Source organism: Thiomonas sp. SCN 64-16, assembly GCF_001725585.1.
Classification (GTDB): Bacteria; Pseudomonadota; Gammaproteobacteria; order Burkholderiales; family Burkholderiaceae_C; genus Thiomonas; species Thiomonas arsenitoxydans.
Genome location: NZ_MEGQ01000037.1, coordinates 1 through 25,627, shown reverse-complemented (window position 1 = coordinate 25,627; position 25,627 = coordinate 1). Strand labels below are relative to the sequence as shown.

Genomic DNA, 25,627 nt, shown 5'->3' with positions numbered 1-25,627 from the left:
CTTTTGCAGACAGGCCGCAACAAAGGAAAGCTGTCACCCCGGCTTGCCGGGGGCGTAGCGCAGCGGAGCAGGGCAGCGCGGGGCGGAAGGTTTGTAAAAGTCGCCGCTTGCGGAGACTTTTATGAACACCGCCCCACGCAACCTTGACTGCTTTCCGACTTGCGGCACAATGGGAAAGCAGCGAGCATCCCTTTTGATCGGAGTGCTTGTTTTGACGGGTATGCGTAATCTGTGATTGAAACCGGTTAGAGCGCGCCGTCTTCAATGAGCCGCACCAGCGCCGCCATTCGCCTACTCCGCGTTGTCCTCTTCCGGCTGCGCGGGCACCTTGGAGACTTCGAGCAGGCGCTTGTTCGTGAGCGCCTGGTACATCAGGATGAGCGCGATCTTGGCGTGCTGCGGCATCTGTTCCCACGCGTCGTCGCTGGGCGCGATGTGGGCCACGACGGGATCTGCACGCATGGCTTGCAGGGCGGCCAAGGCGTTGCTCTCGAAGTTTTGCGTCACGATGAAGTCGTCAAGGCCCAGCAGTTCGCACCAGATGGCAACTTGCAGGCCCGTGACGCCCAGGACGGACGCGATGCGCTTGCGCGTTTCCAGGTCAGACGGGAAGGGCCGCGTGCCACGCAGGGCGGACGTGAGCGTCGAATAAGGGATGTCCAGACGGGCGGACAGCGTTTGCAGGTCGATGCGTTTTTCTGCGGCGAATCGGCGCAGCACAGAGACGATTTCTTGTTGCTTTTTCATGGAGACTATTGCGGTAGTAGTGGTGGTGTCACTTGCTGCGGCCGGTGCAATTGCCGCAGATTTTTGGGCGCGGCGCGATTTGCGGGCCTGTGGCGGGCTTGCGGGCTGTCTGGCACCATTCCCGTAGCCCGCAGACTGATCGCCGCGCCTGTGGCTTCCTGTGGCTGTGGCGACTGGCGCAGCAGGGCAAGGAAAAGCTGAAAGGCAAGGCCGGGCATGGGGCCACGCTGGCCACCATCGCTGCGTGATCCATCAAGCCGCCTTCGCGCGGCGTTCATCCGCGGCCATCACCTGCTTGGCCTGCACACCGGCCGTGGTAAGCATCGCCTCCTGCCCATCATCCCGCAGCGCCCACAGACGGAACCAGTTGCCCCGCACGGACTTGCGAAAGACCTCGCGCCAGTCCCGGTAGCGCTTGTCGTTCGTGCCGTAGCGCTGGCGGAACTCGTACCACTGCAGCGTCAGGAATTCCACCGGAACGCCAGCGTCCCATGCGTAGTCAAACACTGGGTCGTCATTATGGATGACGACCTCCCCGGCAAAGGACGACAGCCATTCTCGGAAGGTCGGGCCGTCGTCAATCTTTTCCCCCTTGCCCTGCTTCTTCAGGGCTTTCAGCACGGCAGTAGGGAATGCGCGTCCATGCGCTTCCGCCGCTGCGGCTTGTGCTACCGCCGCAGCGACCTGCTCGGACTCAAACGACTGGATGACAGCCAGCGCCTGTTCGTCGCGCTCGTTGCCCTGCTGTACTGTGATTCCAAGTTCGTTCACAAAAAAGCCAAAGCCGGGCAGGGGGGAAGAGAGAGTTGCAGTTGTGGCCCTGTCCGCGCGCTCCACTCTCTCTTTACTTACTTCCGTCTTTTTCGAGTCTTTCTTTTTCAGTCCAATCTGATTCTTATCGCCGTGTTTCCCGTCGCCGGAAGTTCCGTCGCCGGAAGTTCCGTCGCCGGAAAACCCGTCCATGGAAGGTTTGGCGGTCTCGGTCGTATCACTGATGTGTGGAACCGCGCAGAACAAAATCTCCCAGCGCCACGTGCCGGCGTGCTGGCGTCCGTTCTTTTGGATGGTGCCGCCCTGGTGCGCCCGGCGAGACAGGTAGCCCGCGTCTTCCATCTCGCGTGCGACGCGGCGCCAGCGGTCGCGCCCAAGGCCGAGGGTCCGACAGAGAGGCGGGACAGCGATCTGCCAGCCGGGCGGGCGCGTGGCCAGCCATGCCGCGACAGCCCGAGCCTCCAGCGAGAGGCGCGCATCCTCGATCAGCGCAGTGGGCACCGCCCCCCAGGCCCCAGGCGGCACCTGGACGCGGATAACCCCACCTGAGTGCGTCGATTTAATGTCCGCCATTTTCATTCTCCCTCGCCGAAGTCGAACCCGGTCTGCGTCGCGCGATCAAAAAAGTCTTGCGCGTTGGTCTCCTCCGACTCCATCGCAATCTCGCTCACGCCATTTTCAAGGCACCATTCAAAATGCGCGCGCAGTCGCGCCAGTGTGTTTTCAAGCGCTTTTTTGCGCTGCGCCTTGATGTTGAAACCCTGACGGCGGGATACGTCGTTGTTATTCGCAACCGTTTCTCCGGATTCATCACGCAACCGATCAAGCTCACGCACCAGCGGTTCGGCCCGCGACATCAGGTCCCGTCCCTTTTCGGTCATCGCGAACTGTGCGATTTCCTGCATTTTGATGTGCGAATCCGGCTCGGTAAAATCGATAGCGATGGCAGCAAATCCGCCGGTTTCATCGGACTCGCCAGCTGTGATCTCGACAATCGGCGCAACCCGGCGGCTTTTGCCGTTGCGGCGGGTCTGTCCGCTCAGCACACACCCGCCGCGCTCGCGTCGCAAGAGCGAACGGGCCGCGGCGGCGGCCTCTTCCACGCTCATGTCCGGGTTTTTGTGCAGAATCTCGATAATCGCGCCGGCGTTTTCGTTGATATTGCCGCGCATCGCATTTTGAATAGCCTGCCCCAATGGGGGGAGTGATGCAAAAATCTGACTGTTACCCATTTTCAACCCCTCGCAAAATCGTTTTATTTGCGGGCGCAAAAAAGCCGCCCGGCTGTGATGCGCGGGCGGCTGATGGGGATTAACTAATTTTCAGATCAGATAATCATGCAATGCAGCGGCCCGCGTGGTGCGGGCGGGCGAGAGGACGTTGAGAGAGCCGGGGGGCGATGCATACAAAAGCCAGCGCACGACCAGCAGCGGTGCGGGCGGGTGGGGGTGGGGGCAAGCGCAGTGCTCGCACCGCGGCAACACAGGCGGCGTCGGCATGGGTCATTACAAACCCTGATTCGTCGGCGGCTGCTGCGGCACCTTCGTTCCGCGCAACAAGGTCGGCGGCGCGTTGCCCTTCAATCCAGCGCAGCGCAGCACTGCGGAGCGCGTATGCGCTGGCAAGGATCGCGAGGCCGACCGCAGCAACCCCTGGTGCTGCAAGCGCCAAAATCGCCAGCAGCAGCAGCGCGACAGGTGCCAACATCATGTTGTCTCGCGACTGCACACCAAAGGCGCCAGCACGCGCGCGCACGTCAATGCGTGCCCGCTGCTTTGGTGTAAGTTTGCCCCGATAGTCCATGCAATCAATAATACATGACTGCAAACTAAGATACATGCAAAGACCATGCGCAGTAGTCAACTATAGCATAAAAACAACAGAAAGCCGAATGATCGTTTGTTGTGTTGTGGTGCCGGATCGCCCGCCGGATCGCCCGCATCACAGAGATGCCGCCTGCGTTGCAATCACCGCTGCACGCCCCCGGACAATGTTTCACGGGCGGTGATCCACGACGCCTTGCAGCGCCAAGCCTTTGATCTTCCAAACATTTCCGCCGATCTTCCGTGAAACATCAGAGCGGGGCACGATTTCCACGCTCGTTGAGAGCCAAAACCGATGATAATAGGGGTTATCACTGATTTGGCTGTGAAAACGTAATGCGCGGTACGTTAGACGTTGCACTACGGTCATGCGGCCGGAGCCGTGCACCCAAGCGCCCGGGCAAGAACACGCCCACCTTTGATCTGAGTGGTGAACACGGCCATGACCCTGGCAGGCGTCAACGGCACGCTCATCGACCTGGAAGCTGTCTGGGTGATGCTGACGGTGCTGCGGATTTCGCTCGAAACCGTGCAGGCACGTTGACAGACATGCTCCATCGCTTGCGCGATTGGAAGCCAGGGAACTTTCCGGGGAACTTTCCGGGGAACTTTCGGGGGATCGCCGGGGTGCAGAGGGGCTTCTCTCCCTCTGCAGCGCGCCCCGGTGATCCCCTTGCATCCCCCGTCGCTTGGGTTCGAGTCCCATCAGCCACCCCACAGCATCAAATACAAAGCCCAACCCCTTCGGTTGGGCTTTGTGCTTTTTGGTTTACGCCAGCAGTGCTGCGGTTTGCAGGGCCATGACGTCTTCTTCGTCGGTGGGCAGGGCGAAGGCGGGGATGGGGCTGTTGCCGTGGGTGATGCAGGTCTGGCCTGCCGCGTTGGACAGGGGGTCGAGGCGCAGGCCCAGCCAGGACAGGGCATTGCACACTTCTTGCCGCATTCGGGCGCTGTGGGTGCCGATGCCGCCCGTGAAAACCAGGGCGTCGAGGCCGCCGATGTCTGCGGCGAGTGCGCCGATGTGATGGGCCACGCTGGCGGTGAACAGGGCGATGGCTTCTTGCGCGCGCGCATCGGGGCTGGCTTCGAGGGTGCGCATGTCGCCACTCAGGCCGGAAACGCCTTTGAGTCCGCTGTCGTGGTAGAGCATGGCGGTGATTCTCTGCGGGTCGAGGTGCTCTTCGGTGATCCAGTGCAGCACCAGGCCGGGGTCGATGGTGCCGCAGCGGGTGGACATGACCAAGCCGTCGAGTGCGGTGAACCCCATGGTCGTGCTCACGCTGCGCAGACCCCGCAGACCGCACAGGCTGGAGCCGCCGCCCAGATGCGCCACGATGACGGCGCCTTGCGCGCGCTCGCCCAGCAGCGGCGGCAGTTTGTGGGCGATGGCGTCGTAAGACAGACCATGAAATCCGTAGCGTTTGAAGCCTTTGTCGTGCCAGTCGCGCGGGATGGCGTAACGGCGGGCGAGATCGGCCTGGGTGGCGTGAAACGCGGTGTCGAAGCAGGCGATCTGCGGCACATCGGGCAGGCGGGCGGTGGCGGCGTCCACCCCGGAGAGGCCCGGCCCTTGATGTAGCGGGGCGAGGCTGCGCAGGGCGTCGAGGGCGGCGCGCACGGATGGTGTGATGCGCTGGGCCGATGTGAAGGTGGTGCCGCCATGCACGATGCGGTGGGCGACGGCGGCGATGGGGCCACAGCTGGGGCCGCAAAGCGCCGGTGTGATGAGGGTGTCGAGCAGGGTGTCCACCTCGGCAGCGATGTCGCCGCGCGGATCGCTTGAAGCGGTGCGGTGAGTCTGGCCTTGCGCGTCGGTCCAGCGCAGGGTGGCCTGGCCGTCGTGGCTGTCGATCTCGCCGCGGAGTTGGGCGGCCGCTGGCAGGTGCGGCCCGTGGCAGTCGTCGAGTTTGAACAGGGCGAATTTCAGGCTGGCTGAGCCGGTGTTGAGGCAGAGCAGGGTGGGCGAGGGCATGACGGGTTCTCTTTACGCGTGGGCCGCGGTGTCGATCGTGCCCATCTGGCCCGCGGCCCTGAGCAGGGCTTGGCGTTGCAGCACGGCCAAGGCGCAGGAGGCGAGCCGGGCTTCCACGCCATCGGCCCGGCTGGTGAGGATGATGGGCACGCGGGTGCCGATGACCAGCCCGGCGATGGTCGCGCCGCCGAGGTATTCGAGCTGCTTGGCCAGCATATTGCCCGACTCCAGATCGGGCGTGAGCAGAATGTCGGCCAGACCGGCTACCGGCGAGTTGATGCCTTTGGTCTTGGCGGCGGCCAGCGACAGCGCGTTGTCGAAGGCCAGCGGCCCGTCGAGAATGGCGCCGGTGATCTGCCCGCGGTCCGCCATTTTGCACAGCGCGGCGGCGTGCAGCGTGGCGGCCATATTGGCATTGACGGTCTCCACCGCGGCGAGAATGGCCATGCGTGGCGTTTCGACGCCCAGGGCCTGCGCCAGTTCGATGGCGTTTTGCGCGATGTCGCGCTTGGTGTCGAGGTCCGGTGCGATGTTGATCGCCGCGTCGGTGATGAACAGCAGCCGGTCGGCCGCCGGGGCGTCGATGACGAACACATGGCTGGCGCGGCGGCCGGTGCGCAGGCCGGTCTGGGCGTCGAAGGCGGCGTGCATCAATTCGTCGGTGTGCAGCGCGCCTTTCATCAGCGCGCCGACCTTGCCGTTGCGCGCCAGTTCGACCGCCAGCGCGGCGGCGGCGTGGCTGTGCTCGGTGGACATGAGTTGCCAGGGAGAGAGGTCGATGCCCGCGGCCTCTGCCGCCGCGCGGATACGGGCTTCCGGGCCGATCCACACGGGTTCGATCAACCCGGCCTGGGCGGCGTCGATGGCGCCCTGGATGGAGACTGCGTTCACCGGATGCACCAAGGCCACACGCATGGGTTTGAGGCCCTTGCAGCCCTCGCGCGCTTTGCTCACCAGCGCGAGCAGACGCTGGCCCGGATCGACCAAATGCAGTTGCGGCAGATGGGTACGCGGGCGGCAGATTTTTTGCGTGGGCGCCTGCACCAGTGCCTGCCCGGAGGCGATGGTTTCGCCGCGCTGGTTGACCACCTTGCAGTCGAAGCGGATCTGGTGGCGCTCGGTCAATTTTTCGCGTGCGGTCACCGAGGCGGTCACGGTGTCGCCCAGCATCACCGGGTGGTCGAACGACAACGATTGATCGACGTACACCGTGCCGGGCCCCGGCAGTTCGGTGCCAAGCAGGTTGGACAGCAGCATGCCGCTCCACATGCCGTGCGCCACCACCTGGTGAAACGGCGTGCTGCGGGCAAACTCCTCATCGACATGCGAGGGGTTGGCATCGCCCGACATCACGGCAAAGGTGGAAATGTCGGCCCGGGTGAGGGTGCGCTGCAGGGTGGCGGAGTCGCCCAGGGAGATTTCGTCGAAGGTGCGGTTGCAGATCGTGTCGGTCATGAGAAGAGTCTCGTAGAGTGAGTTCAGCGCTGCAGCACATACTCGCCGGGCGCTTCGGCCAGCGGGGGATAGTCCACACTGCCGCAGGCGGGCGGCGCGACTTGCTGCGCGCTGCCTTTGGCCACCAGCCATTGCTCCCAGCGCGGCCACCAGGAGCCTTCTTCGGCCTGCGCTATTTGCACCCAATGCGCCGGGTCGGTGTAGGGGCGACCGCCGGGGTGCAGCTCCCAGCGATAGTGGCGGCGTGGATGGCCGGGCTCGCTCACGATGCCCGCGTTGTGCCCGCCGCTGGTGAGCACAAAGGTCACTTCGGAGTCGGCCAGCAGATGAATCTTGTAGACCGATTTCCACGGCGCGACATGGTCGGTCTCGGTGCCGACGACGAACCAGGGCGCCGTCACGTTTTCCACCGCGACCGGGCGGCCATCGACGGCGTAGTGCCCTTCGGCCAGGGCATTGCGCAAGTAGAGCTTGCGCAGGTATTCGCTGTGCATGCGATAGGGCATGCGGGTGGCGTCGGCATTCCAGGCCATGAGATCGTTCATCGGCGCGCGCTCGCCCATGAGGTAATCGCGCATCAGGCGCGACCAGATCAGGTCGGATGAGCGCAGCATCTGGAAGGTGCCGGCCATCTGCGTGGTGTCGAGATAGCCCTGCGACCACATCAGGTCTTCGAGAAAACTGATCTGGCTCTCATCGGTAAACAGGGTGAGTTCGCCGGCTTCGGTGAAGTCGGTCTGCGCCGCGAACAGGCTGACACTGGCCAGACGTTCATCACCGCGCCGCGCCAGCGCTGCGGCCGCGATGGACAGCAGGGTGCCGCCCAGGCAATAGCCTGCGGCATGCACCTTGCGGCCGGGTAGGATGGAAGTCACCGCATCGAGCGCGGCAAAGGGGCCGAGGTGCAAATAGTCATCCATGCCCAGATCGCGTTCGTCCGCGCCCGGGTTTTTCCACGACAGCATGAACACCGTGTGGCCCTGATCGACCAGAAACTTCACCAGCGAGTTGTGCGGCGAGAGGTCGAGGATGTAATACTTCATGATCCACGCCGGCACGATGAGCACCGGCTCGGCCTGCACCGTGGGCGTGGTCGGGCGGTACTGGATGAGTTCCATCAGGCGGTTGCGCAGCACCACTTTGCCCGGGGTCGCCGCCAGCTCGTGGCCGGGGCGAAACTGCTCCACCCCGGCGGGCGGGCGTTTGTCGAGTAGGCGCTGGGCATCGTCGAGCCAGTTGCGCAGGCCTTGCGCCAGATTGGCGCCGCCGCTGCTCAGAGTGCGCTCCAGCACTTCGGGGTTGGTCCAGAAAAAGTTGCTGGGCGAGAGCATGTCCATCCACTGCCGTGCCATGAAGGCCACCACCTGCTCGTGATGCGGCGACACGCCACGCACGCCGTGGGCGGTGGCATCGACGAGTTGTTCGCGCAGCAAAAAACGCTGGGCCAGCAGGTTGAACGGAAACTGCTGCCACTGCGCCGCACTGAAGCGCCGGTCGTTGGGGGTAGGGGCGACGCAGTCGGGGCAGGGGGTGCGGTCGGCGCGCAGGGCGTGCGTGCCCAATTCGGCGGCGTAGCGCAGCCATCGCCCCTGCATCTCCAGCGCCTGTGCGGCGAGACTGGCCTGCTTGCCGGGCGAGGCTGCCATGTGCATGGCCCAGTCGGCAAAGGCCAGGCCGAGCGCGGCGGGCGACAGACCGAGCGTGGCCTTGGCCGTGAGAGCGTGCAGCGCCCGGTCGATCAGTTCGCGCATGGCTTGCTCGTGGTCGGGCGGGGTGAGCGCCTGCGCATCGGCGGGAGGCAGAGGGATGCTAGTCGGTGCGATTGCACCCAGCGCGTGAGCCGGAACGTCGGCTACGGCATTGGCGGGGGCCACGGGCTGCGATTCGGCGGCCTTGTTCACAGCTTGTTTCACTGGCAAGGGCGTCGTGGCGGTTGCCTGGGCGGTAGTGCGCAATTTGCGCGGTTTGCGGCTTGGAGCTGGGATCTGGCTCTCAGGAAACTCGCCGGGTCGCCCTAATGGTTCCTGGCCCTTCGAGGGGAGAGCCGAGCGAAGCGCTGGTTTTCGGGGTGGGCTCATATCGCTTCTCCTTGATGGATCATTCCATTTGAATGTCGCAGTGCAGCATGGCACTTGATCCGCATCAAGTCGGCGGGGTATGCAGATGCAACACGCAGATGCAATGCGCCACGCCGTTCTGTCACGCCGCTGGCGAAACACTTCCTGCAAAATAGCACTCCATCATGAAATTACGAGAAAGCCGGTTATGCGCGTCACAGTCATAGGAGCGGGTTATGTGGGTCTGGTGACCGCCGCGTGTTTTGCCGATGTGGGCAATCAGGTCACCTGCATCGAGCGCGATGCCGAGCGCCTGTCTGCACTGCGCGACCGGGCCGAAGTGCCGTTCTACGAACCGGGTCTGAGCGATCTGGTGCGGCGCAACATCGAGCAGGGCCGGCTGACTTTGAGCCCGAGCATCGCCGAAGGGCTGCCGGGTTCGCAGGTGTGCTTCATTGCGGTGGGCACGCCGTCGCTGCCCAATGGTCAGGCCGATCTGTCTCAGGTGGAAGGCGCCGCCACGGAAATCGGCCGCGCCATGACCGGGCCGCTGGTGGTGGTGCAGAAGTCCACCGCACCAGTGGGCACCATTCCCAAGGTGCGCGCGCTGGTCGAAGCCGGTCTGGCGGCGCGCGGGGTGAGCCATCGCCTAGGCGTGGTGAGCAACCCGGAATTTCTCAAGGAAGGATCCGCCATTGAAGACTTCACCCGCGGCGACCGCATCGTGCTGGGCAGCGACGACCCGCAGGCCATCGCCACCATGCGCGAGCTGTACCGGCCGTTCAACCGCAATCACGAAAAAATCATGGTGATGGACGCCGCCAGCGCCGAACTCACCAAATACGCCGCCAACGCCATGCTGGCCACGCGCATTTCGTTCATGAACGAACTGGCCCGCATCGCCGAAGCAGTGGGGGCCGATATCGAGCAGATTCGCAAGGGCATCGGCGTCGATCACCGCATCGGCAGCCATTTTCTCTACGCCGGCGCGGGCTATGGCGGCTCCTGCTTTCCCAAAGACGTGAAGGCCCTGGCGCACACCGCGCGCGAACTCGGGCTGCACGCCGAGTTGGTGGAGGCGGTGGAGTCGGTCAACCAGCGGCAGAAGCTGCGGGTGTTCGAGAAAATCAGCGACCACTATCAGGGCAAGCTGGCTGGCAAGACCATCGCCCTGTGGGGCTTGGCCTTCAAGCCGAACACCGACGACATGCGCGACGCGCCCAGTCTGGACCTCATTACCGCGCTGCTGCAGGCCGGTGCGCGAGTGCAGACCTGGGACCCGGTGGCGGTAGAAATGGCCCGGCGCCTGCTGCCCGAGCATCCCGCGCTGGAGTTCGCCGCCGACGCCCGCGCCACGCTGAGCGGCGCGGATGCGCTAGTGGTCATCACCGAATGGCATGCCTTCCGCTCGCCCGATTTCACCTCTCTGGCAGCCACCCTGCGCGACCGCGTGGTGTTCGACGGCCGCAATATCTGGGACCCGGAGTTCGTGCGCAGCACGGGCCTGCGTTACTACGGCATCGGTCGCGGTTGAATTTTGGGCCTTTGGAATTGCCGAAATGGGTTGGACGGGTTTCATCTTCCCCAGTGCATGGACTTGTGGAGTGACAAGCAGAAGGCTTCGACGCCGCTTAACTCCATTCGTAAGAGCGTAGGAGGCGTTTAGTTGCCAGCATTCACTATCAAGCGAGAGGCGTATACCGCGATCGAGACGGAGTATTCATGTGTGCATTCCGCGCGTGAGCTCCGGTTACGCATTATTAAGGACGGTCGGCCAACCTTTTATCGTCAGTGCACACGCTGCGGAAACGCTGGGAAGGCAATAGCCAGGGGCGAGGCTATAACCGAGCTAAACGGCTTTGAGGCGCCATCCTTCGACAACGAGCTTGAGCCAAGGTGGTATGCACGCAAGCAGGCTTCTTACCTCGCTACTTTTTATGCCATCAAGCCCGCCTTGGAGGCTGAGTATCAAGCGTATCTGTCCTCAAAACTTTGGTACGTGAAGCGCAATGCGGCAATACGAAAAGCTAACGGTATCTGTGAGTGTTGCGAGCACTATCCAGCCACCCAAGCCCACCACATTACATATGAGCGGATTGGCCAAGAGTTGCCATCAGATCTCATGGCCGTATGCTCTTTTTGTCACGAATTGCTTCACGGCAAGAAAGCGCTCTAACCATTCAGTTCACCGGGGAAAAACCTGCTGCGCGCTCTTTGCGCGGTTACTTCAAGCGTTGACCACCGCCACAAGCTATTCGCTCATCCTTTTTTCCTCTCTACACGCCTCAAGCCCGACAGACTCCTTGGCCCGAGTCCTGTCAGTTAATCAGCACGATCTCCTTGCCGTAGGGGAAGAACGCCAGCCCGGCCAGCTTGATGTGCTGCAGGGCGAAGGGGATGCCGATGATGGTGATGGCGCATAGCACCGCCGAAACCAAGTGTCCCAGCGCCAGCCACCAGCCGAACAGGATGGCCCAGATCAGATTGCCCAGGGCGCCGATGCCGCTGCCCAGCGTACCCGCGGGTTTGTCCGCCACTTTGCGGCCGAAGGGCCAGAAGCTGAAGGTGCCGATGCGGAAGGCTGCAATCGCCCAGGGAATGCCGATGATGGTGATGGCGCAGATCAGCGCGGTGAACCACCAGGCCAGGCCCATGACAAAGCCGCCGAGGATGAACCAGAGAATGTTGCCGATCAGTCGCATGAAAGTCCTTGGATGAGGAAACAGGGGTATTTTGCGTGACATGCGGCCTTGGCCCGCGGATTGCAAAGACAGGGGCAGAAGTCCTGCCGCATGACGGGTCGAGGTGAAGCAGACGGGGGTTTTTCCCGCTCTGGCGTCAATCGACCGACGGCAGGACGTGCAAACGTCAGGAAATCGTCGCCGCCATGTCGCCCTCTGCCTTGCCCGATCCGCTGAGTTGGACCGAACTGCTGCGCGTGTTCGGTGGTCTGGTCGTTGTCATCGTGGTGTTGGTTGCCGCGCTGTGGTTGCTCAAACGCTTTCAGACTGGCCTGCGCACGCCGAGCGGGCCGATGCGGGTGCTGGCTACCCTGAGCCTGGCGCCGCGCGAGCGTCTGCTGCTGGTGCAGGTGGGTGAGCAGCAACTGCTGCTGGGGTCGAGCGCTCAGGGGCTGGCCTGTCTGCATGTGCTGAGCACGCCCATTGAGTTGCAGCCGCCAGCGGCGGGGCAGGGCCTTGGTGCCGCACTGCCGCCGACCTTTCCCGACTGGCTGCGGCGCGCGGTTGAGCAGCGCGGAAAGGCCAAGCCATGAAGCGCGAACACTTGCTGCGGCCCTCGCGCTGGTTGCCGCGCGGTTTGGCGGCGGCCTTGCTGCTCTTACCGCTGTGGGCGAGCGCGCAGGTGTTGCCCGCGTTCACCTCCAGCCCGGCAGCGGGCGGCGGCACCGAATACAGCTTGAGCGTGCAGACCCTGCTGTTCATGACCGCGCTGGTGTTCCTGCCGGCCATGCTGCTGATGATGACCGCGTTCACCCGCATCATCATCGTGCTGTCCCTGCTCAAGCAGGCGCTGGGCACGACCACGGTGCCGCCCAGCCAGGTCATCGTCGGGCTGTCGCTGTTCCTCACCTTCTTCGTCATGAGCCCGGTGCTCAATCAGGTGAACGATGTGGCGATCAAGCCGCTGATGGACAACCAGATCACCATGCAGCAGGCGCTGCAAACGGGCGCCGCGCCGCTGCGCACCTTCATGCTGGGGCAGACCCGGCAGGAAGACCTGGCGCTGTTCGTCAAGCTCTCGGGGCACAAGGCGCTGGACAAGCCCGCAGACACGCCCATGAGCCTGCTGGTTCCGGCCTTCGTGACCTCGGAGCTGAAGACCGCTTTCCAGATCGGCTTCGTGATCTTCATCCCCTTTCTGATCATCGACATGGTGGTGGCCGCGGTGCTGATGTCGATGGGCATGATGATGCTCTCACCCGTCACCGTGTCGTTTCCGCTCAAGCTCATGCTGTTCGTGCTGGTGGGCGGGTGGGAACTGGTGATCGGCTCGCTGATGCAGAGCTTCGTTCACTGACTTCGAGGATGACATGACTGCAGAAACCATTACCACCATCGCGCAGCAGGCGCTGTGGGTGACTTTTCTCGTGGCGCTGCCGCTGCTGGGGGTGGCGCTGGTCGTCGGTCTGGTGGTGAGCCTGATTCAGGCGGCCACCCAGCTCAACGAAATGACCCTGAGCTTCGTGCCCAAGGTGCTGGCGATGGGGCTGGCCGGGGTGATTGCCGGGCCGTGGATGCTGCATGTGATGATGGACTTCACCATCCGTCTGTTCCAGAGCATTCCGCATCTGCTCAACGGCGGCTGATCGCGCTGCGCACCGACATGATTCATTTCACCAGCACCCAGATCGAGACGTGGATCGGCGCGTTTTTCTGGCCGTTCGTGCGGGTGCTGGCCATGCTGTCGCTGGCGCCGGTATTCAGTATGGGCAGCCTGCCCACGATGGTGCGCGTCGGTCTGGCGGTGCTCATCGCCGTGGCCATCGCCCCGGCCTTGCCTGCCATGCCGCCGGTTCAGTTCGGCACGGCGACGGCGTGGATGTTGTTGTTGCAGCAACTGTTGGTCGGCGGGGCCATCGGCCTGTCGATGACCCTGATTCTCAGCGCGGTGATGTTCGCCGGCAGCGTGATCGGCTTGCAGATGGGCATGGGATTTGCCACCCTGTTCGACCCGGTGCAGGGCGTGCAGGTCACCAGTCTGGCGAGCTTTCTCAATATGGTCACGATGCTGCTGTTTCTGGCGGTCAACGGCCACCTCATTTTGCTGGCGGTGATTGCGCGCAGCTTCAATCTGCTGCCGGTCGCGCCCAATCTGGGGCTGGCCGCGCAGACCTGGTTCACCCTGGCGCAGCAGGGCGGCAGCGCCATTTTCAGCCTGGGACTGGCCCTGGCAGCGCCGGTGATCGGGGTGCTGCTCATCGCCAACCTCGGGCTGGGCGTGCTGACCAAACTCGCGCCGCAGCTCAATCTGTTCGCCGTGGGTTTTCCGATGTTTTTCATCATGGGTTTTCTGGCGCTGTACCTGGTCATGCCGGTGATGCAGAACGTGGTGCAGCATCTGGTGGATGTGGGTCTGAGCCTGTCCGGTCAGGTGCTGCAACAAAGCGGTCCTGCTGCAACGTAGCGGGAGCAAGACATGGCTGAAGACAGCGCCCAGGAAAAGGAATTACCCGCCTCGCAAAAGCGCAAGCAGCAGGCGCGCGAAAAAGGCCAGGTGGCGCGCTCGCGCGATCTCACCTCCAGTCTGCTGCTGCTCGGCATGGCGGCCGTGGTGTACATCGCAGGGGGATGGTTCTACGACATGGGGCGCGAGCTGCTGCAGACCGGGCTGACGGTTTCTGCCAGCGCTTCGCAAGACCCCGCCGCCATGTTGCAGGCCGCGGGCCGAGTGCTGGTGCTCGGGCTCATGGTGCTGGCGCCGGTGCTGGCGCTGACCTTTGTGGCCAGTGCGGCAGGCGGAGTGGCCATGGGGGGCTGGGTGTTCAGCACCGAGGCGCTGGCGCCGGACTTCAGCCGTCTCGACCCGGTCAAGGGTATCGGGCGCATGTTTTCCATCACCGGGCTGGGCGAGTTGGGCAAGGCGCTGCTCAAGGCCATTGTGATTGCGGTGATCGCGGGCTTCGTGATCTGGAACGAGCGCGGCGAGCTGCTCGGCCTGCTGCAGGTGGAGCCTCAACTGGCGCAGATGCAGCTCGGCCAGATCACCGCCCGTGCTTTTCTGTGGATGGCTTCGGGCACGCTGCTGGTGGCGGCCGTTGATGTGCCGTGGCAGTTGTTCCAGATGAACAAAAAACTCAAGATGAGCCGCCAGGACCTGCAAGATGAAATGCGCGAAAGCGAGGGCAATCCGCAGATTAAGCAGAAGATTCGCGAGTTGCAGCGCGAGCGCGCCCGCAAGCGCATGATGGCCGCCGTTCCCAAGGCCGATGTGGTGGTGACCAACCCGACGCACTACGCCGTGGCGCTGGCCTACAAGGAGGGCAAGAACCGCGCCCCGGTGGTGTTGGCTCTCGGGGCCGACCGGGTGGCCGCGCGCATTCGCGAAGTGGCCGCCGAGCACAACGTGCCGGTGATCGAAGCGCCGCCGCTGGCGCGCGCGCTCTACCACCACGCCGAACTGGAGCAGGAGATTCCGGTGGCGCTGTACAACGCCGTGGCGCTGCTGCTGGCCTATGTATTCCAGTTGCGCGCTGCCCCGCAGAGGGCGGTAGAGCCCGACGACTGGGAAATTCCCGCTGAATTTGTCGTGAACGAGTAAGCCCCATGGCCACTTCCCCTTCTTCCTCCCCGACCGTCATGCCGGCCTGGCGCGCACTGCTCAAGCGCATGGACTGGCGCATGCTCGCCGCGCCGATTCTGGTGGTGCTCATCCTGATGATGCTGGTGGTGCCGCTGCCCACCTTCGTGCTCGACATGCTGTTCACCTTCAACATCGTGTTGTCGCTGATCATCATGCTGGTGACGCTCTATCTCACCCGGCCGCTGGACTTTGCCGCGTTTCCCACCGCGCTGCTGTTCACCACGCTGCTGCGGTTGTCGCTCAACGTCGCGGCGTCGCGGGTCATTCTGCTGCACGGGCAAAACGGCGAGGGCGCCGCCGGGGCGGTGATCGAGTCGTTCGGCAAATTCGTGGTGGGCGGCAACTACGCGGTGGGCATCATCGTGTTCGCCATTCTGGTGGTGATCAACTTCGTGGTGATCACCAAAGGTGCCGGGCGCATCGCCGAAGTGAGCGCGCGCTTCACCCTCGACGCCATGCCGGGCAAGCAAATGGCCATCGATGCCGACCTCAACGCTGGCCTGATCGATCAGGAAGAAGCGCGCAGGCGCCGCGCCGACGTGGCGCAGGAGGCCGACTTCTACGGCGCGATGGACGGCGCGAGCAAGTTCGTCCGCGGCGATGCGGTGGCGGCCATTCTCATTTTGTTCATCAACCTGATCGGCGGCCTGATCATCGGCGTATTCATGCACGGCCTGGGTCTGGGCGAGGCGGCGCAGAACTACACCCTGCTGTCCATCGGCGACGCGCTGGTGTCGCAGATTCCGGCGCTGGTCATCTCCATGGCTGCGGGTATTGTCATCAGCAATGTGTCCACCGGGCAGGACGTGGGGCGGCAGCTGGTTAGCCAGTTGTTCAATCAGCCGCGCGTGCTCGCCATCACCGCGGGCATTCTGGGGCTGGTTGGCCTGGTGCCGGGCATGCCGCATCTGGCGTTTCTCGGCGCGGCGGCGGTGCTGGGCGGCGTGTTGTGGTGGCAGCTCAAAAAGCAGAAGCAGGCCGCCGCGCAGGCGCAGGCCGCGCCTGCGGCCGCAGCGCCGGCCGAGCCGGAAGAAGTGAGCTGGGAGCAGATCGAGCCGGTCGACACGCTCTCGCTCGACGTGGGCTACCGCCTCATTCCGTTGGTCGACCGCAACCAGGGCGGCGAGCTGCTCGGGCGCATCCGTGGCGTGCGCAAAAAATTCGCGCAGGAGATGGGATTCCTCGTCGCCTCGGTGCACATCCGCGACAACCTCGAACTGCGGCCCGGCGGCTATCGCATCGCGCTCAAGGGGGTGGATGTGGGCAGCGGCGAAATCTTCCCCGATCTGCTCATGGCCATCAACCCCGGGCAGGTCATGGGCGATCTGCAGGGCACGCCGACCAAAGACCCGGCCTTCGGTCTGCCCGCGGTGTGGATCAACAAGGAACAGCGCGACCGCGCGCAGGCGCTGGGCTATACCGTGGTCGATCCCAGCACGGTGCTGGCCACCCATCTGCACCACCTGCTGCAAACCCATGCGGCCGAACTGCTCGGGCGCGAAGAAGTCGAAGGACTGCTGGCGCATCTGTCCAAGCGTTCGCCCAAGCTGGTGGAAGATCTGGTGCCCAAGCTGATTTCCGCCGACCGGCTGCGCAAGGTGCTGCAGAACCTGCTGACCGAGGGCGTGCCCATTCGCGACATGCGCACCATCGCCGAAGTGCTGGCCGAACACGCGGGCCAGGTGAGCGATACCGACGAGCTGACCGCCCGCGTGCGGCTGGCGCTGGGCGCCTACATCGTGCAAAGTCTGTCGCCCAATGGGCAGGAACTCTCCGCCGCGGTGCTCGACGGCCAGCTGGAACAGATTCTGCTTTCCAGCCTGCGCGCCGACCCGCAACAAGCCGCGGTCGAACCCGGGCTGGCGCAGCGCCTGATGGACAAGGCGCGCGATTTGATGCAGCGTATGGAAGCGCAGGGCGCGACTGGCGTGCTGCTGGTGAGTGCGCCGCTGCGGCAGTTTCTCGCCCGGCTGCTGGCGCGCAGCGCGCCGCGGCTGCGCGTGCTGTCCTATGCTGAAATTCCCGACCAGAAACAGGTCAAGGTCACCGCCACGCTGGGGGCGTAAATGCTGGAGTCTGAATCGTGAAAATCAAACGCTATACCGGAACGAACACCCGCGAGGTGCTGACCCGCATCCGCAACGATCTCGGCGCCGATGCGGTGATCCTGTCGAATCGGGAAATCGTCGGCGGCGTCGAATTAATGGCGGCGGTGGACTTCGACGCCAGCCGGTTTCCGTCGGACGAGCCGGGCGAAGGGGGGGCGGGTACTAAGGCTGCGGTGCAAACCCCTTCCCACCCCAACCCTCCCCACGAGTGGGGAGGGAGCACGCCGAGGGTGGCTTCAGAGAACAAGGCCGTTGAAATCGCCAAGGCGTCGCCACCACGCACCGAACTCTCCTCCCCCAGCCGTGGGGGAGGCTGGGAGGGGGAGGGCAGCGCCCCTCAAAAGCCTGCTCACGACCTGCCCTTGCCCGCCGTAGCGCGCGTAGCCGCGCCGACAGCGCCCCCCGCCGCGCCGCGCGCCGCAGCGCAGGCGGCGCCGATCACGCTGGAACAGAAGGATGCCGCATCCCTCGCCACCGCGCACACGGGCGCTGCGGCCGACCCCGCGATCCCGGCCCACCGCAGCATGCGCGACCCTGCCGCAGCGATGGCGCCGAAAGACGAACTCGGCGCCATGCGGCACGAACTGCAGGACTTGCGGCAGTGGATGCAGTCGCAGATGTCGGGCCTGGCCGACGCCGGGCCGCTCACCCCTGTGGGCGAACAGTTGCAGGCGCTGGGCTTCTCCACCGCGCGGGCGCGGCAACTGGGCAGCCAGGCGCTCAACCTGCGCGGCGCGCTGGCCGCCTATCTCGGCAAGGGCCTGCAGGTCGCGGCCGATCCGGTTTCCGCGGCCGGGATTTATGCGCTGGTCGGGCCGACGGGCGCCGGTAAGACCACCACCATCGCCAAGCTCGCCGCCCGTCTGGTGTTGCGCCACGGCACGGCGGCGGTGGCGCTGATCACCACCGACACCTACCGCATCGGCGGGGTGGAACAACTCAAAATCTACGGCCGCATTCTGGGCGTGCCGGTAACGGTGGCGCGCGACGGCGAGGAACTGCAGCAACACCTGCGCGACTTCGCCGACCGCCGCTATGTGCTGATCGACAGCATCGGCCTGAGCCCGCGCGACGCGCGGATGGCCGAGCAGATGCAATGGCTGCAAGCGCTGGGCGAGGGCGTCACCCGCCTGCTGGTGGTGGGCGCCGGGCTGGCGCCTTCGGCCTATGCCGAACTGTGGTCGCTGTACCGCCGTCTGCCCGTGGCGGCGGCCATTCTCACCAAGCTCGACGAGAGTCCGAGCTTCGGTGCCGCGCTGCAATGGCTGGTGGAGGGCAGCGTGCCACTATGGTTCTACACCGACGGCCAGCGCGTGCCGGAAGACCTTCATGTGCCGTCGCTGGCTAAGATCACGGCTTTGCTGGAACACGACCCCGTGACCCGTTTCGACTCCGCCCCTGCTCCGCTAGCCGCCGCTGTTGGTGCGATAACCGCCCGTACCGCTTGACCCGACAGAAAGACGCCATCATGGATCAAGCCGAAGGACTACGCCGCCTGCAGCGCCCCCCGACCAAGGTCATCACCGTCGCCAGCGGCAAGGGCGGGGTGGGCAAGACCAATGTGGTCGCCAATCTGGCCATCACCCTGGCGCGCAGCGGTCAGCGGGTGATGGTGTTCGACGCCGACCTGGGCCTGGGCAATATCGACATCCTGCTCGGCCTCACGCCGCGCTACAACATCAGCCATGTGCTGTCGGGCGAGAAGCAGCTCAGCGACGTGCTGGTGCGCGGGCCGCAAGACATACTGGTGCTGCCCGCCTCCAGCGGTGTGGCCGGTATGGCGTCGCTCGACGTCGCCACGCAGTCGCGGCTGATCGATGCGGTGAGCACGCTCGATATTCCGCTCGACTATCTGCTGGTCGATTGCGCTGCGGGCATCGCGGGCGACGTGCTCACTTTCAGCCGCGCCGCGCAAGACCTCATCGTGGTGCTGAACAACGAGCCCGCCTCGGTGGCCGATGCCTACGCGCTTATCAAAGTGTTGAGCAAGCAATACGGCCTCAAACGCTTTCACCTGCTGCCGAACATGGTGCGTGATGCGCGCGAGGGCCAGGCGCTGTTCGCCAAGATCACCGGCGTGGCCGACCGCTACCTCGACGTGTCGCTCGATCTGGTGGGCAGCATTCCGCTGGACGCGTCCCTGCGTGCGGCGGTGCGCAGCCAGCGCGCCGTGGTCGAGTCCGCACCGCAGAGCGCGTCCGCCGTCGCCTTTGCCGCGCTGGCCTCACGGGTGAAGAACTGGCCGCTGCCACAGGGGCCGAGCGGTCGCATCGAATTTTTCATGCAGCAGTGGCTGCGGGCAGAGCAGGCCGCCTGAGGGCGCGCTGCTCCGTAGACACGGCTCCCGATCGGATGAAACCCGGCCTCTATCCCGCCCCCGAAACCCGCGAGGAGCGCCTGAGCAAGCATTTGCCCATGGTGCGGCGCATCGCGGGCCAGATGGCGGCGCAACTGCCGGCCTCGGTCGATTTCTCCGATCTGGAACAGGCCGGGATGATCGGCCTGTGGGACGCGCTCGACCGCGGCGAAATGCAGTCGCCCGCACAGTTCGCGACCTACGCCGCCATTCGCATTCGTGGCGCGATTTACGACGAACTGCGCAAGCTCGACTGGCTGCCGCGCCGCAGCCGCGCCAAAGAGCGCCAGATCGAGCGCGCCGAGCAACTGCTTACGCAGCGTCTGGGTCGCCATCCGGAAGACGGCGAACTCGCCGCGCATCTGGGCTGGGAACTGGCCGAGTATTACGACGCGCTGGCCGAGACCAGCATGCAACTGGTCTACCTCGAAGACCTCACGCACGACGACGGCGGTGATTACGCCGACCGCAAGGCCGACGAAGCCAGCCTGCTGCCCGAAGAGCTGCTGCAGGACGCCGAGCTCGAACGTGATCTGCAGGCTGCCATTGCCGACCTGCCCGAGCGCGAGAAACTGGTGCTGTCGCTGTATTACCAGGAAGACCTGCAGCTCAAAGACATTGGCCGGGTGCTCGAAGTGAGCGAATCGCGGGTTAGCCAGCTCATGAAGCAGGCGGTCATGCGACTGCGCGCGCGGCTGCAGGCGCATCAGCAATCAGCCAGCGGTGCGGGCCGCCGCGCCGCGCCATAACAACACAGGGACGGGGAATCTTTCATGGATATTTTGACCATTGTCGGCGTCGTGGTCGCGCTCGGTTCCATCTTGCTGGGGCAGATGCTCGAAGGCGGGCACATCAGCTCCATCATCCAGGGAACGGCCTTTCTCATCGTGATGGGTGGCACCACGGGCGCCGTCATGCTGCAGTTTCCGCTCAAGGTGTTCATTCGTTCGCTCAAGATGTTGCCCTGGATGGTGCTGCCGCCCAAAGGCGATCCGCAGGAGACGATCAAGCAGATTCTGGAATGGAGCGACACCGCGCGCAAAAACGGTCTGCTCGCGCTCGAAGCCATGATCGAGTCGGTGCCCGATCCGTTCGTGAAAAAAGGGCTGCAGATGCTGGTGGACGGCACCGATCCTGAAAAAATTCGCTCCACCCTCGAGCAGGAAATCGGCGCCGTCGAGCATCACGACACACAGGCTGCCAAGGTGTATGAATCTTCGGGCGGCTATTCCCCCACCGTCGGCATTCTGGGCGCGGTGCTCGGCCTGATTCACGTGATGGAAAACCTGGCTGACCCCAGCAAGCTCGGCGGCGGCATTGCCGTGGCCTTCGTCGCCACGGTGTATGGCGTGGGCTCGGCCAATCTGTTTTTCCTGCCGGTGGCCAACAAGCTCAAGAGCATCGTGCACAATCGCGCCAAATTGCAGGAGATGCAGGTGGACGGCCTGGTGGCCATCGCCGAGGGCGAAAATCCCCGCATCATCGAAGGTCGGCTGCAGAGCTACTTTGCGCACTGAAGTCTGCAGGCCTGATCTGCATCCGGCACAGTCTGGCGGGAGGTGAAGATGGACGATGCGACGATCAACCCGGTGAGCCCCTACGACCCGGTTTCGCGCCTGCCCGATGGCGGCGGGCGGGGGCGGCGCGATTCCCCGGATCGCCAGCCGTCCGCCAGCCGTTCCCCCTCGGGCTCTGCGCCGCCCGCCGCGCCAGACGCCACCCCGACCGAAGCGCCCGATCCCGACGCCACTCGGGGGCGGCATATCGACGACCGCGCTTAAGAGGATGTGACCGCCTTCTGACTTTTCTCCGATCCCCCGCGCCACTATGACCCTCATCCTCCTCGTTTTCGCCGCGCTGATCGTGGCGCTGCAGATTGCACTGACCTTCACCCTCAAGCGCATGCTCGACCTGCTGGCGGCAACGCGCGATGAGGTTCATGGCCTGCAGCTTCGCGTGCAGACCCTGGAGCACGAGCGCGATAGAGCCACCCCGCCGCCCTCGGCGCTGTTCACCCTGGTGCCGCGCGCAGATGCACCTGCAACGCCTCCCACTCCAACGCCATCGCAGTTCTCCGAACCTTCCCCGGCACCCAGCCCCGCCGAGCCCACCGACCTGCCTGTGCTCCACGAACCTGCCGCTGCGATTTCTACTGACGCCGTGGGCGCGCAGGTGCGCGCCCTAGCCCGCCAGGGCATGCCCGTGCGCGAGATTGCCGAGCGTTGCGGCCTGAGCGAGGCCGAGGCAGAGCTCATCATCCACCTGCGCCAAGAGCCGGTCTGAGGCCAGATGAACCCGGCGCAAATCCTCGGCGGCGTTCCGTCGGTCACGCCCGCCGGGGCGACGGGCGCTGCCCGGACCGAACCGACGGCGTTTGTCGCCGCTCCGGGCACCGCGTTCGAGGCCGAGGTGGTTCAGGTGCAGACCACCACACCCGCTGCGGCCAACCTAGCGGCAGCGGCGGCGGGTGGGCGGGCGCAAACGCAGGTTTTGCTGCGGCTGGGCAACGCCCTGGTGAGCGCCACTCTGCCCGGAGCCACCCCCCAGGTCGGCGCGCGCCTGCCGCTGATTTACCTGGGATCGCAGGGCGGCCAGCCGCAATTTCTGCTCGCGCCGCAGCAGGCGGCGCAGGCAGCCGCCCAGTCGCAGTTGTCCGGCCCGGGGCAGTTGCTCGGTCTGCTGCAACAAATGCAGGCGTCTGCGAGCGCTTCTGCTGCGAACACCGCCGCGGGCGCCAGCGCGAATGTCAGCGTCCTTGGCGCGGACGCCCGCGCCGCGACGGCCGCAGCCGCGCCGGTCTGGTCCAACCCTGCCCAGCCGCCCCAGAAGGCCGCGCAACTGCTGGCCAGCGCGCTGAGCAACAGCGGCCTGTTTTACGAAAGCCATCTGGGCGCCTGGGCGCAGGGGCAGCAGCCCCTGTCGACCTTGCTGACGCAGCCGCAGGGCAAGCTCTCGCCCTTGCTGCAAACCGCCACTGCAACGCCTTCGTCTTCTTCTGCATCCGCCGTCCAGGCGGGGCATGGCGCCAGCGCCCAGCCCAGCGCAGCGCCCGCGACCACGCCTTTCATGCAGACTGCGCCCACCCCGCGCCATGCGGCCCTGGCGGCTTACCAGACCGTTCAGGCGGGGCCGCAGACGGCGAGCGATCCGGCCGCATTGGCCGCACGCCTGCCCGCTGAATTGCATGGGGTGGTGCAGCAGCAGTTGCAGACGCTGATGCAGGGGCAGATCGTCTGGGAAGGGCTGTTGTGGCCCGGCCAGACGGCGCGCTGGAGTCTGCGGCCCGACCCCGAAGACAGCAGCCGTCGGCAGGGTGCGGCCCCCGAGCGCTCGTGGAGCACCCAGGTCGAACTTGAACTGCCGCAGCTGGGCCCGGTGCAGGCGCGTCTGCAGCTCAACGGTAACCGCGTCGATCTGCTGCTGCGGCGCAGCCCGCAGGCGCAGGAGCGCATCGACGCGGCGCTGCCCCAATTGCGCGCGGCGCTGCAGTCAGCCGGGCTGGAGATCGGTGGCGTGCAGCTTGGCTCGTTTGCTGATGGAGCTACCGAATGAGTGCCGAGCGGCCAACCAAGCCGCCGCAGCGCGCTGAACTGCGGCAGGCCGTCGCCCTGCGTTATGACGCCGATGCCGCGGGCGCGCCGGAAGTCGTCGCCAAGGGGCAGGGTCTGGTGGCCGAAGCCATCATCAATCGGGCGAAGGAGGCGGGGGTGTATGTCCACGAGTCGCCACAGTTGGTGCAACTGCTCATGGCGGTCGATCTCGACACGCAAATTCCCCCGGCGCTCTACACCGCCGTGGCGGAGTTGCTCGCCTGGCTCTGGCGGCTGGAAGCGGGCGGCGAGCCCAAAGACTCACCGGATTTACATTTGCCTTGAGTCGGCTGCAATACGATTCAATTCAAACCAAACCAAACCACATTCACCCGGATTCACATGCCCACCATTTCCGACCAGGCGCGCGCCACCCTCAAGCGCTTGCTCGAACTCAAGCTGCAGCCCACCCCGGACAACTACCGCCGCGTTTTTGAAGGTCTGCAAAATGGCGCAGCGCTTCCGTCCGCAGAGCCATCGCCGGAAAGCCCGGATTGGGGCCGTGCGCTGCCCCGGCTGCTGGAGCAATGGGAGCGCTCGCAAAGCGGGCTGACCCAGTTGCAAAAACGCCAGCAACTCGACCGCCTCGTCGCCTTGCCTACGCCGCAGGCCCAGTGGCGCGAGTTGGAGCAACTGCTAGAGCGCTGGAGTGCGCTGCCCGCGCGCAGCGGCAGTCAGAGCGTGTCCACCCCCATTGAAACCCGCGACGACGCTTTGAGCCGTGCAGGCAGCGAATGGCGCGAGCTTTGGCTGCAAACCCTCAAATTTGGCGTGCGCCCCTTTTGCGCGCACGACACCGCGCAGCGCCTGCTGCGCGAGTTGATGGCGGCGGCGGAAAATGCCGAACAGGCGGCCGACCTGGGCACGCAGGCGCGCGAAGTCTGGCTGGCCATCGACCGCGAGCAAACCACCGAAGACGCGGTGCGCAACGGCTTGATTGAACTCGCGCGGCTGTTGCTCGATCATCTCGGCGATCTGGTGCCGCAGGCCTGGGTAGGCGTGCAGGCCACGGCGATTCGCGAGCAATTGCAGACGCCGCTGGTCCCCGAGCGCATCGAATCGGCGCAGAACGCCGTGCGCGATCTACTGGTGCGCCACAGCGTGCTGCGCAAGAGCGAAGACGACGCGCATCACACCGCCAAGGCGCTGATCGATCTGTTGGTGCGCAAGCTGGGCGACTACGCCGCCGAGGGCGGCGAATACAACCAGCGCATGGAAGCCCGGCTGGAGCAATTGCAGAGCAGCCGCGAGTGGGACGAAATCCGCGATCTGGTGCAGGATGTGCTCGACGACAGCCGCAATATGCAGCAGCGCAGCGGCGAACTCGGCGTGCATCTGGCCGAGGCGCAGCGCCAGGCGCAGGCGGCGCAAGAGCGCATCCGCTCGCTCGAAGGCGAACTGGAACAGGTCAGCCAGCAATTGCAGGAAGACCCGCTAACCGGCGCGCTCAACCGCCGCGGGCTGGATGCCGAGTTCACCCGTATGCAGTCGCGCGTGGTGCGTCAGGGCCAGCCTCTCACCCTGGCGCTGCTCGACCTCGATCACTTCAAGGCGGTGAACGACACCCACGGCCACGATACTGGCGACGCCGTGCTCAAGGCGCTGGTGGCGCAGGCCAAACGGCTGATCCGGCCCAGCGACCGCGTGGCGCGCATGGGGGGCGAGGAGTTCATGCTCCTCCTGCCCGACACGCCGGTGCAGCAGTCGCTCGTCGTGGTGCAGCGGCTGCTGGTTGCGTTCAGCGATCAGACCCTGGTGCAGGACAGCGCGGGGCGGCGCATTCCCCTGAGTTTCAGCGCCGGGGTGGCTGAACTGTGCCCGGATGAAGACTTTCCCGCGATCTATCAGCGCGTGGACGCCGCACTGCTGCAGGCCAAGCAGGCGGGGCGCAAACGGGTGGAATTCGCCGTGCCCTGCGATGGCGCCAAGGCCGGTGGCAGCCTGCCCAAGAGCGCGCTGCGATTCTTCGCGCTTCGGGGATAAGTTTTTGGCCTCGCTGGCGTCGCCTCACAAAATGCAATGCAAAGTACGTCGGGGCGTCTTTCAAAAGCGCTGGGCGGTCGCCAGCGGCAAGAACAGGGTCAGCGGCGAGTCTGGCAAAGCGATGAAGCCGTGATGCCGGTAGAAAGCCGCTGCCGCCTCGTCCTTGGCGTCCACCATCAGGGCAAAGGCGGCAATCTCCGAACGGGCGGCGTGGTCGAGCGCATCAGCCAACAGCGCACCGCCAAGACCTTGTCCCTTGAATGCCTGATCGACTGCCAAGCGGCCCATACGAACGGCAGGCACGGTGGGATAGCGCAGCAGCTTCTTGCCGGTGCCCGCCGGAAGATCCCCGCTGGCCACCCCAAACTGCTCCACTTATGGCCGGTCAAACTGCCCCAGGCAGGACGGTCGGATTATGCCGATTCGGCGGCGGTGGCAATGCGT

The 25,627-nt window shown here is 65.0% G+C and carries 25 protein-coding genes and 1 pseudogene; 17 read left to right on the top strand and 9 right to left on the bottom strand.

The genetic code is table 11. From position 1 onward, the window contains the following. Positions 1–291: 291 nt before the first annotated feature. Positions 292–747, bottom strand: coding sequence for a helix-turn-helix domain-containing protein (locus ABT24_RS11090; protein WP_276732295.1), 456 nt, complete (start codon positions 745–747; stop codon positions 292–294). Between the two features lie 32 nt (positions 748–779). Here ABT24_RS11090 and ABT24_RS11085 point away from each other — a divergent pair, with 32 nt between their 5' ends. Then, positions 780–995, top strand: coding sequence for a hypothetical protein (locus ABT24_RS11085; RefSeq protein WP_276732293.1), 216 nt, complete (start codon positions 780–782; stop codon positions 993–995). Between the two features lie 4 nt (positions 996–999). On the opposite strand, the gene ABT24_RS11080 is transcribed toward ABT24_RS11085, so the two are convergent. From ABT24_RS11080 to ABT24_RS11055, 6 genes are all read right to left on the bottom strand, one after another. Further along, a complete protein-coding gene (locus ABT24_RS11080) occupies positions 1,000–2,091 on the bottom strand; it encodes a hypothetical protein (protein WP_286737826.1) in 1,092 nt (363 codons plus the stop codon). Positions 2,092–2,093: 2 nt separating this feature from the next. Continuing rightward, a complete protein-coding gene (locus ABT24_RS11075; protein WP_276732289.1) occupies positions 2,094–2,750 on the bottom strand; it encodes a hypothetical protein in 657 nt (218 codons plus the stop codon). A 103-nt stretch (positions 2,751–2,853) separates the two neighbouring features. Continuing rightward, on the bottom strand, positions 2,854–3,357 hold the full coding sequence (locus tag ABT24_RS11070; RefSeq protein WP_276732288.1) for a hypothetical protein: 504 nt from the start codon (positions 3,355–3,357) through the stop codon (positions 2,854–2,856). A gap of 753 nt (positions 3,358–4,110) precedes the next feature. Next, entirely contained in the window at positions 4,111–5,313 is a 1,203-nt protein-coding gene (locus tag ABT24_RS11065) for an acetate/propionate family kinase (RefSeq protein ID WP_276732286.1), read from the bottom strand. Positions 5,314–5,325: 12 nt separating this feature from the next. Further along, a complete protein-coding gene (locus ABT24_RS11060; protein WP_276732284.1) occupies positions 5,326–6,768 on the bottom strand; it encodes a bifunctional enoyl-CoA hydratase/phosphate acetyltransferase in 1,443 nt (480 codons plus the stop codon). Positions 6,769–6,791: 23 nt separating this feature from the next. Further along, on the bottom strand, positions 6,792–8,519 hold the full coding sequence (locus ABT24_RS11055) for a PHA/PHB synthase family protein (protein WP_276732369.1): 1,728 nt from the start codon (positions 8,517–8,519) through the stop codon (positions 6,792–6,794). Positions 8,520–9,033: 514 nt separating this feature from the next. Between ABT24_RS11055 and ABT24_RS11050 the strand changes: the two genes are divergently transcribed. Continuing rightward, positions 9,034–10,359 carry a UDP-glucose dehydrogenase family protein gene (locus ABT24_RS11050; RefSeq protein ID WP_276732282.1) on the top strand — a complete coding sequence of 442 codons (1,326 nt, stop codon included), beginning with the start codon at positions 9,034–9,036 and terminating at the stop codon, positions 10,357–10,359. A gap of 784 nt (positions 10,360–11,143) precedes the next feature. Here the strand turns inward: ABT24_RS11050 and ABT24_RS11045 are convergent. Beyond that, on the bottom strand, positions 11,144–11,527 hold the full coding sequence (locus ABT24_RS11045) for a YccF domain-containing protein (protein ID WP_276706568.1): 384 nt from the start codon (positions 11,525–11,527) through the stop codon (positions 11,144–11,146). Between the two features lie 185 nt (positions 11,528–11,712). On the opposite strand from ABT24_RS11045, the gene fliO reads away from it, so the two are divergent. The 15 genes from fliO to ABT24_RS10970 are packed head-to-tail and all read left to right on the top strand — an operon-like array spanning position 11,713 to position 25,183. Next, on the top strand, positions 11,713–12,099 hold the full coding sequence (fliO, locus tag ABT24_RS11040; RefSeq protein WP_013122833.1) for a flagellar biosynthetic protein FliO: 387 nt from the start codon (positions 11,713–11,715) through the stop codon (positions 12,097–12,099). Further along, a complete protein-coding gene (gene fliP, locus ABT24_RS11035) occupies positions 12,096–12,863 on the top strand; it encodes a flagellar type III secretion system pore protein FliP (protein ID WP_276732281.1) in 768 nt (255 codons plus the stop codon). The genes fliO and fliP overlap by 4 nt, the downstream gene beginning before the upstream one ends. Positions 12,864–12,876: 13 nt before the next feature. After that, positions 12,877–13,152: a flagellar biosynthesis protein FliQ gene (gene fliQ / locus ABT24_RS11030; protein ID WP_276732280.1), complete on the top strand. Its 276-nt coding sequence runs from the start codon at positions 12,877–12,879 to the stop codon at positions 13,150–13,152. Between the two features lie 17 nt (positions 13,153–13,169). Continuing rightward, positions 13,170–13,970 (top strand): flagellar biosynthetic protein FliR, encoded by an 801-nt coding sequence (gene fliR, locus ABT24_RS11025; RefSeq protein ID WP_276732279.1) that lies wholly within the window; start codon positions 13,170–13,172, stop codon positions 13,968–13,970. 12 nt (positions 13,971–13,982) lie between these two features. Next, a complete protein-coding gene (gene flhB / locus ABT24_RS11020; RefSeq protein WP_276732277.1) occupies positions 13,983–15,104 on the top strand; it encodes a flagellar biosynthesis protein FlhB in 1,122 nt (373 codons plus the stop codon). 5 nt (positions 15,105–15,109) lie between these two features. Further along, a complete protein-coding gene (gene flhA, locus ABT24_RS11015) occupies positions 15,110–17,212 on the top strand; it encodes a flagellar biosynthesis protein FlhA (RefSeq protein WP_276732275.1) in 2,103 nt (700 codons plus the stop codon). Between the two features lie 17 nt (positions 17,213–17,229). Further along, positions 17,230–18,702: a flagellar biosynthesis GTPase FlhF gene (gene flhF / locus ABT24_RS11010; RefSeq protein WP_276732274.1), complete on the top strand. Its 1,473-nt coding sequence runs from the start codon at positions 17,230–17,232 to the stop codon at positions 18,700–18,702. A 20-nt stretch (positions 18,703–18,722) separates the two neighbouring features. Beyond that, positions 18,723–19,571 (top strand): MinD/ParA family protein, encoded by an 849-nt coding sequence (locus tag ABT24_RS11005; protein ID WP_276732273.1) that lies wholly within the window; start codon positions 18,723–18,725, stop codon positions 19,569–19,571. 35 nt (positions 19,572–19,606) lie between these two features. Beyond that, on the top strand, positions 19,607–20,359 hold the full coding sequence (locus tag ABT24_RS11000) for a FliA/WhiG family RNA polymerase sigma factor (RefSeq protein ID WP_156052853.1): 753 nt from the start codon (positions 19,607–19,609) through the stop codon (positions 20,357–20,359). 24 nt (positions 20,360–20,383) lie between these two features. Further along, positions 20,384–21,127, top strand: coding sequence for a flagellar motor protein (locus ABT24_RS10995; protein ID WP_276732272.1), 744 nt, complete (start codon positions 20,384–20,386; stop codon positions 21,125–21,127). A gap of 48 nt (positions 21,128–21,175) precedes the next feature. Next, positions 21,176–21,391 (top strand): hypothetical protein, encoded by a 216-nt coding sequence (locus ABT24_RS10990; RefSeq protein WP_276706546.1) that lies wholly within the window; start codon positions 21,176–21,178, stop codon positions 21,389–21,391. Between the two features lie 46 nt (positions 21,392–21,437). Beyond that, the gene (locus ABT24_RS10985) at positions 21,438–21,893 is read left to right on the top strand and encodes a DUF2802 domain-containing protein (RefSeq protein ID WP_276732271.1); all 456 of its coding nucleotides are present in this window, start codon (positions 21,438–21,440) and stop codon (positions 21,891–21,893) included. Between the two features lie 6 nt (positions 21,894–21,899). Beyond that, positions 21,900–23,162, top strand: coding sequence for a flagellar hook-length control protein FliK (gene fliK / locus ABT24_RS10980; RefSeq protein WP_276732270.1), 1,263 nt, complete (start codon positions 21,900–21,902; stop codon positions 23,160–23,162). Continuing rightward, positions 23,159–23,485, top strand: coding sequence for an EscU/YscU/HrcU family type III secretion system export apparatus switch protein (locus ABT24_RS10975; RefSeq protein ID WP_013122846.1), 327 nt, complete (start codon positions 23,159–23,161; stop codon positions 23,483–23,485). The genes fliK and ABT24_RS10975 overlap by 4 nt, the downstream gene beginning before the upstream one ends. 57 nt (positions 23,486–23,542) lie before the next feature. Continuing rightward, positions 23,543–25,183: a GGDEF domain-containing protein gene (locus tag ABT24_RS10970; RefSeq protein WP_276732269.1), complete on the top strand. Its 1,641-nt coding sequence runs from the start codon at positions 23,543–23,545 to the stop codon at positions 25,181–25,183. Between the two features lie 60 nt (positions 25,184–25,243). Here ABT24_RS10970 and ABT24_RS10965 read toward each other — a convergent pair. Then, positions 25,244–25,534: pseudogene (locus tag ABT24_RS10965) on the bottom strand (GNAT family N-acetyltransferase); the annotation flags it as partial. Positions 25,535–25,627: the final 93 nt, after the last annotated feature.